Origin of the sequence: Yoonia sp. SDW83-1 (assembly GCF_046762885.1) — a bacterium.
In the GTDB taxonomy this organism is placed as follows: domain Bacteria; phylum Pseudomonadota; class Alphaproteobacteria; order Rhodobacterales; family Rhodobacteraceae; genus Yoonia.
Genome location: NZ_JBKQXO010000031.1, coordinates 13294 through 30485 on the forward strand (window position 1 = coordinate 13294; position 17192 = coordinate 30485).

The 17192-nt window shown below is 57.8% G+C and carries 19 protein-coding genes; 6 read left to right on the top strand and 13 right to left on the bottom strand.

What is annotated here, in order from left to right; genetic code table 11:
* Positions 1-34 precede the first annotated feature (34 nt).
* Positions 35-754, top strand: a complete 720-nt coding sequence (locus ACFWW4_RS21875) for a hypothetical protein (RefSeq protein ID WP_411892776.1) — start codon at positions 35-37, stop codon at positions 752-754.
* Between the two features lie 29 nt (positions 755-783).
* Here ACFWW4_RS21875 and ACFWW4_RS21880 read toward each other — a convergent pair whose 3' ends face one another.
* Entirely contained in the window at positions 784-1659 is an 876-nt protein-coding gene (locus tag ACFWW4_RS21880) for a 3-hydroxybutyryl-CoA dehydrogenase (protein ID WP_393932396.1), read from the bottom strand.
* Positions 1660-1817: 158 nt separating this feature from the next.
* Here ACFWW4_RS21880 and ACFWW4_RS21885 point away from each other — a divergent pair, with 158 nt between their 5' ends.
* The gene (locus ACFWW4_RS21885; protein WP_411892777.1) at positions 1818-2663 is read left to right on the top strand and encodes a DUF6473 family protein; all 846 of its coding nucleotides are present in this window, start codon (positions 1818-1820) and stop codon (positions 2661-2663) included.
* Positions 2664-2803: 140 nt separating this feature from the next.
* Here ACFWW4_RS21885 and ACFWW4_RS21890 read toward each other — a convergent pair whose 3' ends face one another.
* The 8 genes from ACFWW4_RS21890 to ACFWW4_RS21925 all read right to left on the bottom strand — a co-directional run bounded on the left by ACFWW4_RS21890 (position 2804) and on the right by ACFWW4_RS21925 (position 8604).
* Complete coding sequence (locus tag ACFWW4_RS21890; protein WP_411892778.1) at positions 2804-2953, bottom strand: hypothetical protein; 150 nt, start codon at positions 2951-2953, stop codon at positions 2804-2806.
* A gap of 257 nt (positions 2954-3210) precedes the next feature.
* A complete protein-coding gene (locus ACFWW4_RS21895) occupies positions 3211-4137 on the bottom strand; it encodes an electron transfer flavoprotein subunit alpha/FixB family protein (protein ID WP_411892779.1) in 927 nt (308 codons plus the stop codon).
* Positions 4137-4895: an electron transfer flavoprotein subunit beta/FixA family protein gene (locus tag ACFWW4_RS21900; RefSeq protein ID WP_411892780.1), complete on the bottom strand. Its 759-nt coding sequence runs from the start codon at positions 4893-4895 to the stop codon at positions 4137-4139. The genes ACFWW4_RS21895 and ACFWW4_RS21900 overlap by 1 nt, the downstream gene beginning before the upstream one ends.
* Before the next feature lie 194 nt (positions 4896-5089).
* Entirely contained in the window at positions 5090-6160 is a 1071-nt protein-coding gene (locus ACFWW4_RS21905; protein WP_411892781.1) for a fatty acid desaturase family protein, read from the bottom strand.
* 238 nt (positions 6161-6398) lie between these two features.
* Positions 6399-6971 carry a cob(I)yrinic acid a,c-diamide adenosyltransferase gene (locus tag ACFWW4_RS21910; RefSeq protein ID WP_411892782.1) on the bottom strand — a complete coding sequence of 191 codons (573 nt, stop codon included), beginning with the start codon at positions 6969-6971 and terminating at the stop codon, positions 6399-6401.
* Positions 6972-6975: 4 nt separating this feature from the next.
* On the bottom strand, positions 6976-7179 hold the full coding sequence (locus ACFWW4_RS21915; RefSeq protein ID WP_393932408.1) for a twin transmembrane helix small protein: 204 nt from the start codon (positions 7177-7179) through the stop codon (positions 6976-6978).
* Between the two features lie 60 nt (positions 7180-7239).
* Positions 7240-8067, bottom strand: coding sequence for an SDR family NAD(P)-dependent oxidoreductase (locus ACFWW4_RS21920; protein ID WP_411892783.1), 828 nt, complete (start codon positions 8065-8067; stop codon positions 7240-7242).
* Positions 8068-8109: 42 nt separating this feature from the next.
* The gene (locus tag ACFWW4_RS21925; RefSeq protein ID WP_411892784.1) at positions 8110-8604 is read right to left on the bottom strand and encodes an SH3 domain-containing protein; all 495 of its coding nucleotides are present in this window, start codon (positions 8602-8604) and stop codon (positions 8110-8112) included.
* A 129-nt stretch (positions 8605-8733) separates the two neighbouring features.
* Here ACFWW4_RS21925 and ACFWW4_RS21930 point away from each other — a divergent pair, with 129 nt between their 5' ends.
* The 3 genes from ACFWW4_RS21930 to ACFWW4_RS21940 all read left to right on the top strand — a co-directional run bounded on the left by ACFWW4_RS21930 (position 8734) and on the right by ACFWW4_RS21940 (position 13493).
* Positions 8734-11073, top strand: a complete 2340-nt coding sequence (locus tag ACFWW4_RS21930) for a DNA topoisomerase IV subunit A (protein WP_411892785.1) — start codon at positions 8734-8736, stop codon at positions 11071-11073.
* 105 nt (positions 11074-11178) lie between these two features.
* Entirely contained in the window at positions 11179-11478 is a 300-nt protein-coding gene (locus ACFWW4_RS21935) for a hypothetical protein (RefSeq protein WP_411892786.1), read from the top strand.
* Positions 11479-11609: 131 nt separating this feature from the next.
* A complete protein-coding gene (locus ACFWW4_RS21940) occupies positions 11610-13493 on the top strand; it encodes a PhoX family protein (protein WP_411892787.1) in 1884 nt (627 codons plus the stop codon).
* A 47-nt stretch (positions 13494-13540) separates the two neighbouring features.
* Here ACFWW4_RS21940 and ACFWW4_RS21945 read toward each other — a convergent pair whose 3' ends face one another.
* From ACFWW4_RS21945 to ACFWW4_RS21960, 4 genes are all read right to left on the bottom strand, one after another.
* Positions 13541-14590 carry a CAP domain-containing protein gene (locus tag ACFWW4_RS21945; protein WP_411892788.1) on the bottom strand — a complete coding sequence of 350 codons (1050 nt, stop codon included), beginning with the start codon at positions 14588-14590 and terminating at the stop codon, positions 13541-13543.
* A gap of 276 nt (positions 14591-14866) precedes the next feature.
* Positions 14867-15238 (bottom strand): VOC family protein, encoded by a 372-nt coding sequence (locus tag ACFWW4_RS21950; protein ID WP_411892789.1) that lies wholly within the window; start codon positions 15236-15238, stop codon positions 14867-14869.
* 46 nt (positions 15239-15284) lie between these two features.
* The gene (locus ACFWW4_RS21955) at positions 15285-16526 is read right to left on the bottom strand and encodes an RNA polymerase sigma factor (protein ID WP_411892790.1); all 1242 of its coding nucleotides are present in this window, start codon (positions 16524-16526) and stop codon (positions 15285-15287) included.
* 6 nt (positions 16527-16532) lie between these two features.
* Positions 16533-16886: a YciI family protein gene (locus ACFWW4_RS21960; protein WP_411892791.1), complete on the bottom strand. Its 354-nt coding sequence runs from the start codon at positions 16884-16886 to the stop codon at positions 16533-16535.
* Positions 16887-17097: 211 nt separating this feature from the next.
* On the opposite strand from ACFWW4_RS21960, the gene ACFWW4_RS21965 reads away from it, so the two are divergent.
* Positions 17098-17192 (top strand): GTP-binding protein (locus tag ACFWW4_RS21965; RefSeq protein ID WP_018590913.1); only part of this gene is annotated, 95 nt, incomplete at its 3' end.

The window sequence follows — 17192 nt, forward strand, 5'->3', positions numbered from 1 at the left end:
TAAAACCCGCCGCAAATTGGACATGGAGGGTGTATTGAACGCTGCCACCAATTGTGAAGCAGGCAGTCGCGCCGAAACCAGCCAAAGAGACGAAACAGCAATGAAAAAACTCATACTCCTTGCCATACTGCCCATGCTTTCAGCTTGCGCCGGCGGCAGCTCAGATAGTGATCCCTCTGCAATCAGCCGCTCGGTCGAGATCGCGGTGAGCGGCGGGCAAATCACCCCCTACAGTACCGGGAACGGCTACCGTCTTTCCGACGGCGATTTTCTTGATAATCTGGACATTCCCACCCCCGGAAATGTCGCCGGGGAAGAACTGCTTTTGACGGGAAGCTACGGACTCACAGCTGTTTTGTTTACTGGCGATGATGTCATCGTCGCAGCCGCTGGCGGCACTGATGGCCTTCGTGACGCATTTTCGATCATCGACGGTACAACCGAAGTCATACCAACCGGCAACGTCACTTATCAGGGGCACTATACTGTGGCTGCTGACAATGCGATTGCCGGTCATGGTGCGCTGGACCTGCAATACGCCGTTTTCAACAACACATTGATCGGCACGTCGGACGATACTCGCCTCACGGTCTATGGCATTGTGGACAACAACGGCACTGTCTCCGGCAATGTTGATTTCGACGGAACAGATTTCGACCTCGATGGCGGCATTTACGGCAGCAACGCGGATGAGGTTGCGGCGGGTTTCAGCGACACAGACCTTGGCGGATATGTCTACGGCAAGCGGCCGTAAACCACTGGCGGCGCGGTAGTGGCCATAATCTACCGCGTCGGCACTGGCGTTTCGCCCCTGTAGTCATAAAACCCGCGCTTTGATTTCCGGCCCAACCACCCGGCCTCGACATATTTTGTCAGCAAAGGGCAGGGGCGGTATTTGGTATCGGCCAGCCCGTCGTGCAGCACGTTCATGATCGCAAGGCAGGTGTCCAACCCGATGAAATCGGCCAGCTCCAGCGGCCCCATCGGGTGGTTCGCCCCCAGCTTCAGCGACGTGTCGATGGACTGCACGGAACCGACCCCTTCATACAGCGTATAAATCGCCTCATTGATCATCGGCATCAGGATACGGTTGACGATAAAGGCGGGGAAATCCTCTGCGGTGGCTGATGTTTTTCCAAGCCGTTCAACGACAGCGTGGCACGCCTTGAACGTCTCTTCATCCGTCGCAATGCCCCGGATCAGTTCGACCAGTTGCATGATCGGCACCGGGTTCATGAAATGAAACCCCATGAATTTCTCGGGCCGGTCCGTACGCGATGCAAGCCGGGTGATGGAAATGGACGACGTGTTCGATGTCAGGATCGTATCAGGCTTCAGATGCGGAACCAGATCCTCGAAAATGGCAGTCTTGATCGTTTCGCGCTCGGTCGCTGCCTCGATGATCAGGTCAGTCTGGCCCAGATCCGTCAGCGTCGCGGTGGTTCCGATGCGTGCCAGCGCCTCTGCCTTGGCGTCAGCGGTGATCAGATCGCGCCCTACCTGCCGTTCGAGATTGCGGTCGATCAGGGCCATCGCTGCGTTCAGCGCGTCCTCGCTGATATCGGTCATCAGCACTTCATACCCGGCCAGTGCAAAAACATGGGCAATGCCATTTCCCATCTGGCCCGCGCCAACGATGCCTACACGTTCGATTGTCATGATCTTCCCCTGACTGGTTCGCTCGCACCATAGGCCCGGGGTGGGGGATGCTTCAAGGCGGCGCAGTCGCGAAAATTTGGGTCAAATTTGCGCATTAGCGAATTTGCAAGTGATTTCGGCGAATCTGCATCAAGGGTGAAGCACAAAAGGTGGGAACCATGAAGCAAGAGGTTATCGAACACGAAGAACTGTCATATGCGCCATGCCGCTATGGCAATTCGCGGATGCTGTTCCGTGGGCCACGCCGACGGTTGGACCATCCTTACATCGCGTTCATCGGCGGGACAGAGACATACGGCAAGTTCATTCCCAAACCGTTCCCGACGCTGGTCGAACGGGTGATGCGGCAAACCTGCGTCAACCTCGGTTGCGTGAACGGTGGGATCGATGCCTTCGTCAACGATCCAACCATCATGGAAATCTGCAATGGGGCGGATATGACCGTGGTGCAGGTCATGGGGGCCAACTTCCTGTCCAACCGGTTCTATTCGGTCCATCCGCGACGCAATGACCGCTTCCTGCGGGCCTCCACCGTGCTCGAAGCGATTTATGACGATGTCGATTTCTCCGAATTTTCGTTCATCCGGCACATGTTGGGCGCGCTCTACAGCAAATCACCAGACCGGTTCGACATCGTCGTGGGCGAACTGCGCGAGGCGTGGACCGCACGGATGAAAAACATGCTGCATCAGATCGGCCCACGCAGCATGCTTCTGTGGTTCTCCGAAGAAGAGTTGAGCGACAAGCATTGGTCAGAACGCGAGGATCAGCTACAGGCTGACCCGCTTTTCATCACCAGATCCATGTTGGAAGAACTGCGGCCGATGGTGCAGGACATCGTGGTGGTCAACCCTTCCGACGGGGCTTTGGCCAAGGGCACGGCTGGCATGCAATTCCCGTCATCACAAAGTGCGGCTGCCTCCGAAATGCTCGGGCCTGCCTGCCACTCCGAGGCCAGCGCGTTCGTCATCCCGGCCTTGCGCGAACATCTCTACGCTCCGTAAAATGCCATACAAGCGCGATGATCGTTCAGGGCCCTACTGATCTGGCCACCCGGGACACCGCGCGCCCGGCACAGCCGGAATAACCGGCAAACTCCGTATTGTTTAGCGGCGGCAAGACGCAGCGACCGGGAGTGTCCTTCTTACTCGGCCGCCTCATTGACGACAGCGGCGAGCGAAAGCAACAAAACGGCGGCTGACACCAGTACCGCGGTCACCCCCACACCAACGGCGGTCTCAACGGCAGTTGGCTCTTCACTCACCGGGATGACAGGTTCTATCCGCTCCGCCACTGAGCATCCTGCGATTGCAAGAACGAGGCTAATACTGCAAAGGCGCTTCATCATTGGTCTTACTTTCGTTCAAATTCGCCTGACGGCATGTTGGGCTCATTGCTGACATCAGCGCCTACAGTCCAGCGCGGGATGATTGGATCAGGGGCAAGCGTTGGCGGACGCATTGAGCAGTTGTAGCACATGCACCCGACACCCTTAACAAAAAAGGCCCCCACCATTGAGCGGGGGCCAATCAGATGACAAGTTAAACCGGGTCAGAGCTTTTCAGTCAGTTCCGGCACGGCATCAAACAGATCAGCCACCAGACCATAGTCAGCCACCTGGAAGATCGGGGCTTCCTCATCCTTGTTGATGGCCACGATGATCTTGCTGTCCTTCATCCCCGCAAGGTGCTGGATCGCACCGGAAATACCGACAGCGACATAAAGATCGGGGGCGACCACCTTACCGGTTTGACCAACCTGCCAGTCATTGGGGGCATAGCCGCTGTCGACGGCAGCACGGGATGCACCCACAGCCGCGCCCAGCTTGTCAGCCAGCTTTTCGATCAGGGCAAAGTCATCTTCAGACCCGACACCACGACCACCAGAAACCACGACACCAGCCGATGTCAGCTCTGGCCGGTCGCTTGCGGCAACCTTATCTTCGACCCATTCGGACAGGCCGGGGTTGCCGGCAGCACCGATGCTTTCAACGGCAGCCGATCCACCCATGCCAGCGGCATCAAAACCGGCGGTCCTGATCGTCATGACCTTCTTTTCATCCGACGATTTCACGGTCTGGATCGCGTTACCGGCATAGATCGGGCGCTCGAATGTGTCGGCATCCACGATGCCGGTCACTTCGGAAATCACCATCGCATCCAGCAACGCTGCCACACGGGGCATCACGTTCTTGGCGTCGGTCGTGCCGGGGGCGGCGATATGGGAATAATCGCCCGCGAGCGACACGATCAGATCTGCGGTGGGTTCGGCCAGACGGTGACCCAGTGCCGCATCCTCGGCGCACAGCACCTTGGACACACCGTCAATCTTGGCGGCCTCGTCAGCGGCAGCCTTGGCAGACGCACCGGCACACAGCACGGTCACATCACCCAAGGCTTGCGCCGCAGTCACGGCTTTTGCGGTTGCATCAACGGCCAAAGCGCCGTCAGTGACTTCACCAATCAGAAGAACAGCCATTACACAGCCCCCACTTCTTTGAGTTTCTCGACAAGCTCATCAACAGACCCGACCATGATACCGGCCTTGCGGGCCTCTGGTTCGGTCGTGCTGACAATGGTCAGGCGCGGGGCAACATCAACGCCGCAATCGGCCGGTGTCTTTTCATCCAGCGGCTTTTTCTTGGCCTTCATGATGTTGGGCAGCGACGCATAACGCGGCTCGTTCAGGCGCAGATCAACCGTCACAATGGTCGGCATCTTCACCTTGATGGTCTGCAAACCGCCATCAACCTCGCGGGTGACAACGGCGCTGTCGCCATCCAGGTTCACCTCGGACGCAAAGGTCGCCTGGGACCAACCCAGCAGGGCCGACAGCATCTGACCGGTGGCATTCATATCATTATCGATGGCCTGCTTACCGCATAGCACCAGACCGGGATCTTCTTCCTTGACGATGGCGGCAAGGATCTTGGCAACCGCCAAAGGCTCGATATCCGTGTGCACATCATCGGTGGCCACAACCAGAATGGCGCGGTCCGCGCCCATCGCCAATGCCGTGCGCAGTGTTTCCTGCGCCTGCTTGACGCCAATGGATACCGCCACGACCTCCTCGACCTTGCCGGCTTCGCGCAGGCGAATGGCCTCTTCGACGGCAATTTCGTCGAACGGGTTCATGGACATTTTGACGTTGGCAAGATCGACACCGGAACCATCCGCTTTGACACGGACTTTCACGTTGTAGTCGATCACGCGCTTGACGGGTACAAGGACCTTCATCTGCGTTTCTCTCCCAAAGAATCTGACATTTTGCGTTCTCGCTGCGTTGTTATCGTGCGTAGCCGGGCAAAAACAGTGCAAAATCGACGCGGGAGCGGTCGCGGACGCCACGTTCTTGACGTGCGCGTCAATCGCGACCCTGCGCCAGATACGTCATTCGCGGGGCGTCATCTCTATGAACATCACGCTAGTCATCAGATCGCGTGAGGGCGCAGCCGCTCCACCTCTGCCCGAAAGGGGGTCGCGCCGGGCGGTAGATCGGGGATGATCACCGCATCTTCGTATTTTAGTTGCCGTACCAGCACCGGGATCAAACGCCGAAATGCCGCAATGATCGACGGCGCCGGCGCGGGCAGGTCGTGTCTGATCAACTCATGCAGACGCGGCAGATGATAATAGGGGACCATCGTGAACATGTGATGTTCCAGATGGTAGTTCATGTTCAGATAGATAAAGCGGCTGACCGGGTTCATCAGCACGGTGCGGGTATTCAGCCTGTGGTCCGACACATTCTCGGCCAGCCCCAGATGCTGCAGCACCCCGGTCATCACATGATGCCACGCCCCGTAAAGCCGGGGCAGACCAACCAACATCAGCGGCAACACAGACCCCATCCAGATCGCCAGACCAATCACGCAGCCATAAATCACCAGCCAGATACGGGCGACGCGAAAGACACGGGGGCGGTCGGCATCGCGCACATACATCGCCTCGTCAGGGTGGATGCGCCCGCTGGCATGCAGCATCATCCGCCGGACCAGCACATAAACATCTACGATCCCGAACAGGTTCAGCAGGATGCGGCGCAGATCGGGCGGGCGCATGGCCACGATCTCAGGATCGCGGCCCACGATAATCGTATCGGTATGATGGCGCACATGGCTCGCACGCCAGACAACCGGGTTCCGCATCAGCATGAAGCTCGCGATCTGATAGACGACCTCGTTCATCCAGGCAGTCTTGAACGCGGTCTTGTGCCCGCATTCATGCCAGCGCGAATCCGATGCTGACCCATAAAGAACGCCGTAGATCAGCCAGAAAGGGGCCGACCACCATGACGGCCACAACATGATTGCGATGACGGCTGACATGATCATCGCACCAATCCAGATGAGGGTGTCGCGCGAGGCGATGGCGTCTGATTTCTCCATCAGCTTGCGAATGGCCTGCGGGTCGACGTCAGGCCGAAACCATTTTGGGTTCGCGATCCCTTGCGCCGCTGCGGCGCGTCCCGTCTCGCCGGTCAGGGAATAATCCTTTGCCATCGCCGCAGCCTATCGGCCGTGTCTGAACCGGTCAATTCGTCAGGGCGACGTGAAACCCACCGTACGCGCGATTAATCCCACTAATTGCCGCCAAAATGTCCGACGCTTTGCCGACGTAAATCCGACGCATCGCCGACAGCACATTTGCCTGTGAATTAAGGGATTAACCTATGATTCGCGCGTTTGGGCCAAAACCACCGTACGGTGGGGGGGCACGCAACACCCTTTGTGGCGGTTTTCAGCGGTTCGCCCCCGGAATCCACAGCACGTCATTCTTGCCGTCGTCATTGGCAATGCGGGACGCCTGGAAAAACCAGTCCGACAGCCGGTTCAGGTATTTTACCGCCGCCGGGTTCACCGATTCCATTGTGGCCAGTTCGACCGTCAGCCGCTCAGCCCGGCGCGACACGGTCCGGCACAAATGCAGATGCGCGGCCATCGCCGCTCCACCCGGCAAGACAAAGCTCCGCAACGGCTCAACCTTTTTGGTCATCGCGTCGATTTCGGCCTCAAGCCGCTCCACCTGTGCATCGGACATCCGCAATGGCGGGTACTCCGCCTCGCCATCCTTTTCCATATCAGGACGGCACAGATCAGCGCCCAGATCGAACAGATCATTCTGGATCATCGCCAGTTGCGTATCCATCTCGCCCGTCGCATGCAGGCGCGCCAGACCGACCGTTGCGTTGGTCTCATCGACGGTGCCGTATGAGGTGACACGCATCGAATGCTTCGCCACCCGGCTGCCATTGCCCAGCGCGGTTTCACCGGCATCACCTGTCTTGGTATAGATTTTATTCAGCACAACCATCGGCTTAGGCGCCTCTTCGCAAATAAACAAACAACAGTATCAGCAGCACCGCGACAAACTGCGCCCCGATCCGCCAGCGCATGATCTTGTTGGCGTATTTCTTATTGAAATCACCGCCGCGCCCGAAACCGCCAATCCCCAAAAGCAGGATGAACAGCACGATCAGTACAGCAGCGGCAACAAGCCAGAACAGCGGATCGTCAGCCATGGTCAGGTCCCCTCAACATTGTCCCTCGCGATGTAGCAGGCCCACGGGCGAAGGAAACCCTCAGCCCTTCAAAATCACCGCATCCAGCAGGCGCGTCGGCAGAATGCGCCGCAGAAAGCCCATCAGATAGGTGGGCGTTGTCACGTAGTATCGCGCCTTTGGCCGTGGCGATGTCAGCGCGTGCAGCAGTTTTTTCGTCACGGCAGAGGGCGGCAATTCAAACTTGTCCGGCTCGCTCTTCGTATAAAGACGTGCCAGCACATCCTTGTATTCGTGGACCCGTGCCGAGTTTTCCCAATCGATCCATTTCTCGAAATGCGGGATCGCATTCTCGCGAATTTTTGACGTCACTGGCCCCGGCTCAATAAGGATTACCTTGATCGGCGTATTGCTCATCTCGATCCGCAACACATCGGTCAGGCCCTCCAGCGCGAATTTGGTTGCGACATAGGCGCCCCGCCACTTGATCCCGACCAGGCCAAGTACCGAAGAACAATTGATAATTCGACCATGCCCCTGCGCTCGCATCACCGGAATGACTAGCCGGGTTAACTCGTGCCAGCCAAACAGATTGGCTTCGAAAATGGCGCGCAACCCGGCAACAGGCAGATCTTCAATCGCGCCGGGACAGGCATAGGCCCCATTATTATAAAGCGCATCCAGAGTCCCGCCGGTCGCCTCCAGCGTTTCGGCCAGACCATTCACGATACTGTCGGGTTCGGTGTAGTCGATCAGCGGGCTTTCAAATCCTTCGGCCTTCAGCTTCTCGCAATCCTCAGCTTGGCGACAACTTGCAAAAACACGCCAGCCCGCATCACGCAGACTGCGTGCGGCATCAAGACCAATGCCGGACGATGAACCGGTAATCAGGATTGTTTTCTGTGTCATGCCAGCTTTGTGCCCGGCACGGCATCGGCTGACAAGCCAGCGTTAGCCTGCCGACAGCAGCCGTTCGGCCATCCATCCGGTCTTTCCGCTGTCAATCAGGCGGATTTGCGCCCAGCCGTCGCCGTTGACTTCAAGGATTTCGGCCTTGGTGCCACGGGGCAGAGTATCAAGCACAGAAAACGATGTACTGGGCCCATCACGCATGTTTACCCACTCGCCTGCGACTTGGTGAATAATCAGGGGATCTTCAACCACTGTCGTTTCAGCCGACGCAAGTGTGACGTCTTCAACGACTGGTTCCGGCGCGGGAATGATCACCAGTTCGGGCGTATAGGATGCCGTGGTGATTTCCGCCACTGGCGCGGCGATCGGCGCTGGCCTTGGCGCTTGGGCAACCACAACCGTCGGTTCCGGCAAATCGGTCACCGGGGCCTTTGCAACCACCTTGCGTTCAAGCGGCTCAAAATCGGCACCGCCGGACATTTCGTAAAACGCCCAGAACAGCAGCAGGCAGGTCGTAATGATAAACTTGGACATGGCAGTGTCCCCAACTCGTTGTTAAGAATCGATATTATCACGTTTCCGCGTCTGCACCTACAACGCAGCATCACCAATTTGGTTCCAAAGCTGCTTTACGGCCACATATCCCCTCGCTAAACCAACCAAATGAGCGACACGAGCAGTGAGCCCGAACTGGGCCCCAACGACATCACCGAAACGCTGCGGCGCGCCATTGGCGACCGCTACCTGACCTATGCGCTCTCCACGATCATGCACCGCGCGCTGCCTGACGCGCGCGACGGGCTGAAGCCGGTGCACCGGCGCATCCTTTACGCCATGTCGCGTCTGCGGCTGTCACCGACGGGCGGCTTCCTGAAATCCGCCAAGATCAGTGGCGACACGATGGGTGATTTCCACCCGCATGGCGACGCTGCGATCTATGACGCGATGGCGCGCCTCGCGCAGGATTTCAACGTGCGCTACCCGCTTGTCGATGGGCAGGGGAACTTTGGCAATATCGACGGCGATAACCCCGCCGCTTCACGCTACACCGAGGCACGGATGACCGCCGCCGCAGAGGCGCTGCTCGAAGGGCTGTCCGAAGATGCGGTCGATTTCCGCGACAATTACGATGGCCGCCTGACCGAACCCTCCGTTCTGCCTGCTACCTTCCCGAACCTGCTCGCGAACGGCTCCAGCGGGATTGCTGTGGGGATGGCGACCAACATCCCGCCACATAACCTGCACGAATTGATCGATGCCTGCCTGCATCTGATCAAGGCACCGAATGCGCGCGATGATACGCTTCTGGAATATATCCCCGGCCCTGATTTTCCCACCGGCGGCGTGATCGTCGAACCATCTGAAAATATCGCCGAGGCTTACCGCACCGGACGCGGGGCGTTCCGGCTGCGCGCCAAGTGGGGGGTCGAGGATCTGGGCCGTGGCCAATGGCAGATCGTCGTCACTGAAATCCCTTATCAGGTCCAGAAATCCAAGCTGATCGAGAAACTGGCCGAGGTGATCCAGACCAAGAAGGTCCCTCTGCTCGCCGATGTGCGCGACGAATCTGCTGAAGACATCCGCGTGATCCTCGAACCCCGCGCGAAGACCGTCGACCCAGAAGTCATGATGGGTATGCTCTTCCGCAACTCCGATCTGGAAACGCGGTTCAGCCTGAACATGAACGTGCTGATCGACGGGCTGACCCCCAAGGTCTGTTCGCTCAAGGAAGTATTGCGCGCGTTCCTTGATCACCGTCGCGATGTCCTGATCCGGCGCAGCAAGTACAGGCTCGAAAAGATCGACCACCGGCTTGAGGTTTTGGAAGGCTTCATCATCGCCTTCCTGCATCTGGATCGGGTCATCGACATCATCCGCTATGACGACGACCCGAAACAGGCGCTGATGGTCGAGGACTGGGCCAAGGACCATGTGCGCGCGACGTCTGAAAAAGACTACGTCTCGCCCGTCGATGACGATCCCGAAGTGTCGCTGTCAGAGGTGCAGGCCGAAGCGATTCTGAACATGCGCCTGCGCAGCCTGCGCCGCCTGGAAGAGCTGGAACTGATCGCCGAGCGTGATGCTTTGATGAAAGAGCGCGCCGAGATTGAGGACCTGCTGGAAAGCGACGATCTGCAATGGGCCAAGATCGCGGAACAGTTGCGCGAAACACGCAAGCTTTTCGGCAAAACCAGCGAAGGTGGGGCGCGCCGGACCCAATTCGCCGAAGCCGCCGAGGTGGTCGAGGTCCCGCTGGAAGCCATGATCGACCGCGAACCGATCACCGTGGTCTGTTCGCAGATGGGCTGGGTCCGCGCCATGACCGGCCATATCGATCTGACCCGCGAGTTGAAGTTCAAGGATGGCGACGCCCCCCGCTTCATCTTCCATGCGGAGACCACCGACAAGCTGCTGGTCTTTGGGGCCAACGGGCGCTTCTACACCGTCTCCGCCGCGACCCTGCCCGGCGGGCGGGGCATGGGCGAACCGCTGCGCCTGATGATCGACTTGCCGAACGACGTCGAAATCATCGATTTCCTGATCCACAAGCCGGGCGAAAAGCTGATCGTCGCTTCTGCCGAAGGCAACGGCTTTGTTGTCCCGGAAGAAGAGGTCGTGGCCCAGACCCGTGCGGGCAAGCAGGTGCTGAACGTCAAAGATACGGTCGCCAAGGTATGCCGTCGGATTGCTGGCGATCATATCGCCGTTGTGTCAGAGAACGCCAAGTTCCTTGTCTTCCCTGTCGAAGAATTGCCCGAGATGAACCGAGGCAAAGGCGTGCGGATCCAGAAATACAAGAAAGCCACCGGGCGGCAGGGTATGCTTGAACTCGATGGTGGTTTGTCGGATTTGACAACGTTCAACTGGGACAATGGTCTGTCATGGCCCATGGGCGGCGGCAAGACCCGCACCGAGCCAGACATGACTGACTGGAAAGGCGCGCGGGCCGGGGTCGGGAAAAGGCCGCCCTACGGCTTTCCCAAGAATAACCGGTTCACATAAATGACCGGGCAATTCCGAACCAATTGTTGACTGATTTGTCAGTGCCGTTCTGAAACCGCACGACCTGCAAAAAACGACGCGCTCGCGTGCATAGGTCCACAAGTGATGTCATTGCACCAAGGTGCGCTTTACGGATGGCGCAATCTCGCGCAGAATACCCTTGCTGCGGTTTTAGCTGTTGTTCTGTCGGTATCTGGTTTTGTGGCGTGGTGGATGCGACGGCCTGCGGGGTCCCTTGGGGTTCCTGCGGCACCGGAGGCGTCATTGGGGGCGGGGGTAATCGTTCTTGTGATCGGGCTGGGTATTCTGCTGCCACTTGTGGGCGCGTCATTGATCGTGGCCCTGGTTTTGGATTGGCTGATTTTCCGCAGGCTGGGGTGGTTTCAGGGCCGCCCTGCGACCTGAGATATGGTGGACGGCAAAGCTGCTTTGCCGTCCTGCGCAGAAAGAATGACGCATCACTGCAAGTGTCACAAACCTGCAAAGAACCGTCGCTAGGGTCGCGCTGATTTTAACGCCAGCTAGGGGCTAGTATGATGAAAGATAACGATACTTACGATCTCTCTTGGGACGAGTGGGATGAACTGCAAAGACCTGCCGCCGCAACAACTGACTTTGATGAGGTGGTTGAAGCCGCAATTTCGCGGCGGGGTTTCTTGCGAGGGGTTGTTGCCTACGGGTCTGGCGCTGCCGTGATGGGATCCGGTCTGCTTTACGGCACATCCGTAGACGCTCAGACAGTCAGCCGTTTTGGATTTACGCCGATCCCGATTGCCACCGATGGGACGGTCCATGTGCCGGAGGGTTATTCATGGCAATCCGTCGCAAAATGGGGTCAGCCGCTGTTTTCGGATGCAGAGCCATTTGATCCGCAGAATGCCGTTGGCGTCGCAAGCTCTGATCGTGTGTTCGGCGAAAACACTGACGGGATGGAGGCGTTTGTTGTCGGCGGTCGTCAGGTCATCGCGGTGAACCATGAATATGTGAATACCAAGATCAATCTGCCACAGAATGTCGATGGCGTTCCAACAAGCGCTGATGACGTACTGACCCTACAGAACATGCAGGGCGTCACCGTGATGGAGGTGGCTGAAGGACCGGATGGCTGGGACATCGTTGTCGACAGTGACCTGAACCGCCGGATCACTCATAACACACCAATGACGCTGGCTGGACCTGCTGCTGGTCATCCGTTGGTACAAACTGCCGCCGATCCGGCGGGGACCACAGCGCTGGGCACGATGAATAATTGCGGGGCAGGCAAGACGCCGTGGGGCACCTATCTGACCTGCGAGGAAAACTTCAACGGCTACTTCGGCTCGACCGATCCCGAATTTGAACGGCCGGAGGATTATGCCCGCTACGGTATTGGTCTCGAAGGGCGCTATGCCTACGAGAAATATGATGAGCGTTTTGATATCAGCCAAAACCCGAACGAGCCGCGTCGCTTTGGTTACATCGTTGAGATCGATCCAAGCGATCCCAATTCGACACCAATCAAACACACCGCGCTTGGTCGCTTCAAGCATGAGAATGCCGCGACCGTTATCGCGCCTGATGGACGTGTGGTCGTCTATATGGGTGACGATGAGCGCGGCGAGTTCATGTATAAATACGTCTCTAATGGCGTCTATACACCCGGTGGTCCGACATCAGAGCTTTTGGATGATGGCCAGCTTTACGTTGCCAAGTTCGACAATGATCTAACAGGCAAATGGGTTGCCCTGACACCCGAGGCGACTGGCATGGACGAAGCTGAAATTGCTATCTTTTCCCGCGTAGCGGCATCGAAGGTGGGTGCGACCACGATGGATCGTCCGGAATGGGTGGCGGTGAACCCTGTTGCCGCAGAGGGCTACTGCTGTCTGACCAACAATCGTAACCGGGGCGTCAAATCAAACGCGGGCGGTGATCCGACACCAGTGAACGGGCCCAACCCACGCGCCGAAAACAATTATGGTCAGATCGTGCGCTGGTATCCCAGCAATGATGACCATGGCAGCGATACCTTCACCTGGGACCTTTATGTCATGGCTGGCAATCCTACCGTCCATGACGACAAGTACGGCGGTTCGCCCAATATCAACGAAGGCAATCTGTTCAACTCGCCCGATGGGATGATGTTTGACAGCACTGGCCTGCTCTGGATTCAGACAGATGGTAATGACAGCAACGCAGATGGCTTTGCCGGTATGGGCAACAACCAGATGCTGGCAGGTGATCCTGCTACCGGTCAGATCGAACGGTTCCTGACGGGTCCTCAGGGGTCCGAAGTGACCGGTCTGACATGGTCCGCCGATCGCCGGACCATGTTCGTGGGCATTCAGCATCCGGATGCACCGTTCCCCGATGGCGAAGGCGTGCTGCCCCGATCCACTATAATCGCCATCAAGCGTGCCGATAACGCACCGGTCGGCTAGGTTCATGAGGTGGCGGGCCCATGCGGCCCGCCACCTACTAAAAGTCCTTAGGCAAACTCCATATCGACGCCACAGGTGAAGCCGCCCAAAGACTCCAACAAGTCGGCGAGCATTATGTCGAACTCTGCCTGATCATCGGTTTCGAACGTGCCGTCATTAGTGGTGATCGTGCCTGCAAAGCCGGTCATCGTCACCACATCGTCTGAGAAATCGTCACCATCAAAGTCGCAGAAGTCAAAGAAATCATCCGATTGCGATGCCATATCGGATGCGACCGTTTCTTCGGTCATGACCGTGATGGGGTCCCGACCGTCCTGCGCGATGGTGCTCGTGGTCACTGTGTTCGTCACCGTTTGCGTGTTGATAGTGATGGCGTCATCGGTGTCTTCGTCATCATCATTCGGGCACTCATCAGACATGTTGTCACCATCAGGCGCTGACGTATGGTCCGCTTCATCATCAGTTGGATCATCATCCGTTTCAGTTGGTGTTTCGGCGACATCAGGTTCTTCTTCAGGCGCTGGCGTGTCGCTATCCGGCACGTCCGATGGTGGGGCATCAGGGTCGGGAGCCTGCGTCAGGATCGGATCGGGCGTGTCATCGACATCTGCCACAGGCGGTAGCGGTGCCTGATCTTGCGGGGGTTCATCGCTGATCGCGTCTGTGCGGCCGAAGTTCTGGGTCACCATCACGGCATCATATCCGCTAAAATCACCGGTTTCGATGCCAATACCGATATCCCGTAAATCAGGGTTCAGGATATTGGCGCGGTGCCCGTCGCTGTTCATCAACCTCTCATGAATACTGCGCACATCATCGGCAATGCCCGGTTCGCCACGTTCGCTTTGCCAGCCGATGTTTTCGGCGGTGCGCCAACTTCCCTCAAGCTCATAATCGCTCGCATCAATCCGCTGTGTCGCGGTCGAGCCGCCCGCACCCGCATGCGAAAACGTGTCCGTGTCCAGCATCCATTGGCTGTGATCCTCGCTGGCGTCGTTCAGCGCATTATTTATGGATAGCGGATCAAGTCCGCGCGAGGTGCGTTCTTCGTTGATCAGTTCCAGCATCAACAGTTCGACTTCACTTGCTTGGCTCATGTCTTGTCCTTTTCTGCCTCGGGGTCTCCCGATTGCGTTTGAACGCAGTGAGTGGTTCGGTCAGACATGTGTCTGACCGGTGAAAAGCCCTTGGTTTGTTGGGAAAGGGCCGCAAGCGACGCATCCATTCCTCGATGAGTCGCAAGCCGGACCCTAAGAGCCTGCGGTTTGCGTGTTCAATCCGCGCAGAGTTGGATTATTGTTTCCAGCAATGATCAGCCGCCATGCCGTGTGACCCTCGGCAAGAAATGACTGTTGGCCGAATTGCGCCGAATGCTATCGGTGCTGATCCACAAGGATCGGGTTGCCGTCCGGGTCCATCACCACAAAGCTGGCGGGACCTGTGGTGCTTTCATCAGCCTCACTGAAGAATTCGACCCCCTGCGCCTTGAGCTTTTTCTGGATGTCGCGCACGTCTTCGAAATCATCGACATTCTGGGCGTTCTGATCCCAGCCCGGATTGAACGTGAGCGTATTGGCTTTGAGAAAGCCACCAAACAGGCCGATCACCGTCTCGCCATTGCGCAACATAAGCCAGCCCTGTTCTTCATCGCCCCCAAAGGCTTCAAAGCCGAGCTTCCCGTAGAAGTCTTTTGACGCGGCAATATCTTTCACGTTCAGACTGATCGAAAATGCACCGAGTTTCATCGCAATCTCCTTGTTCAATGCGCCTGCAGGTTAGCCCAAAGCGGGTCTATGTGGACAGATTATCGCGTTTTCGCTGCAGGAAGCTGCGTTCCGTGTCGTGTTCGGTCAAACTGACGGCGCGGTCCAGGCTCTCTCTTGCTGCGGCGATGTTACCTGATCGTCGCAGCAGGTCTGCATAGGCGACATGAAAGGGTTGATAGGTCAATAGTTGGGGATCGTCAGCGACACTGCCCAAGAGGGCTAGAGCGTCCGTGACCGAGCGTGTGTAGGAGACCGCCATGGCTTGGTTGATCCGTACAACCGGTGATGGCTGCACCTGATAAAGCAGTTCATAGAGCGCGGCGATCTGCGGCCAATCGGTCTGGTCCCAGGATGGGCTTTGAGCATGCAGCGCACTGATGGCGGCCTGCAACTGATAGGGGCCAACCTGTCCGCGCGGCAATGTATCCCGCAATAACCGATCACCTTGCGCGATCTTGCCCCGATCCCAGCGGTTGCGGTTCTGATCCTCCAGGGCGACCATCTGCCCTTGTGCATCAATGCGTGCCGGGCGGCGGGCATCGTGCAGCAACATCAGTGCCAGCAGTCCCGCAACCTCGGCATCGTCCGGCATCAGGTGATGGACGATACGGGCCAGCCGGATCGCTTCATCACTCAGGCTGCGTTGCGTCGCACTGGCGTCGGTGTAGCCCGCATTGAAGATCAGATAGATGACGGCCAGAACGCCCGCCAGACGGTCGGGCAGCATCTCACGTTCCGGGATTTCGTAGGGAATACGTGCCGCAGCAATTTTATGTTTGGCCCGGACAAGGCGCTGGGCCATCGCCTCTGGCTTGTCCAGAAAGGCCGCCGCGATGGCTTCGGTTTTGAGGCCACCTAAAGTCCGCAATGTCAGGGCGATCTGGGTTTTTTGTTCCAAAGCCGGATGGCAGCAGGTGAACATCATCTCCAGCCGCTTATCGGGGATCAATTCAGATCCCTCCGCGTCTTGTCCGTCGTTTTGCAGATCGGCCAGATGCGAAAGCTCGGGCACTTTTTGCGCAAAGCGGGCATCTCGGCGCAGCGTATCAATGGCGCGTCTGCGGGCGGTTGTGATCAGCCAGGCGGCGGGGGATCGTGGCAGGCCAGTTTCGGGCCAGAACTCAATGGCGTGGGCAATCGCATCCTGCAAACAATCCTCTGCCAGTTGGATGTCGCCAAGTGATTTGACCAGCGCGGCAAGGATGCGCCCCCACTCTTCCCGCACCGTCCGCTCAACGGCCTGGTGCAGGGTGTGTGGGGGCAGCATCGGCAATCAATCGTCCCAGACGATCAGGGGACGAACCTCGATCCGACCATAAGTCGAGGTTGGGATTTTGGAAGCATGGGCGATCGCCTCATCAAGGTCCTTGCACTCCAGCAGGTAGAATCCGCCCAACTGTTCTTTGGTTTCCGCAAAAGGACCGTCGGTCGTGATCGTCTTGCCGTCACGGACCGTCACCGTCGTGGCCGTTGCGATAGGCTGCAGCGCCTCTCCACTTACCAGGGCGCCACCTTCGCGCATCTCGTTTGTGAAGTCGTGATAGCTTTGCATGAATGGCCCGAATTCGGGTGTGCCGGGCTGGGGGCCGGATCCCTCAGTCGAGTAAATGAGGCACATATATTGCATGGTTTCATCTCCTGCTAGTATGTCAGGCGTCATTGCCTTTGTACTTACCAGACGTCCGGGAATTGGCGAAATCGACATTGCTGACAAAAAAAGTTTTGCAAGGCTTCGTCACGACAACGCGGGTGCTTGATTTCCTATCCATTTCCAAATACATCGCCCGCGATGTTGGAACGGGCCGTGATGGCCCCTCAGAATTAAGGGCGCTAGTAAAATGGCAAAGGCAAAGTTTGAACGGAATAAGCCGCACGTGAACATTGGCACGATTGGTCACGTTGACCACGGCAAGACGACGCTGACGGCGGCGAT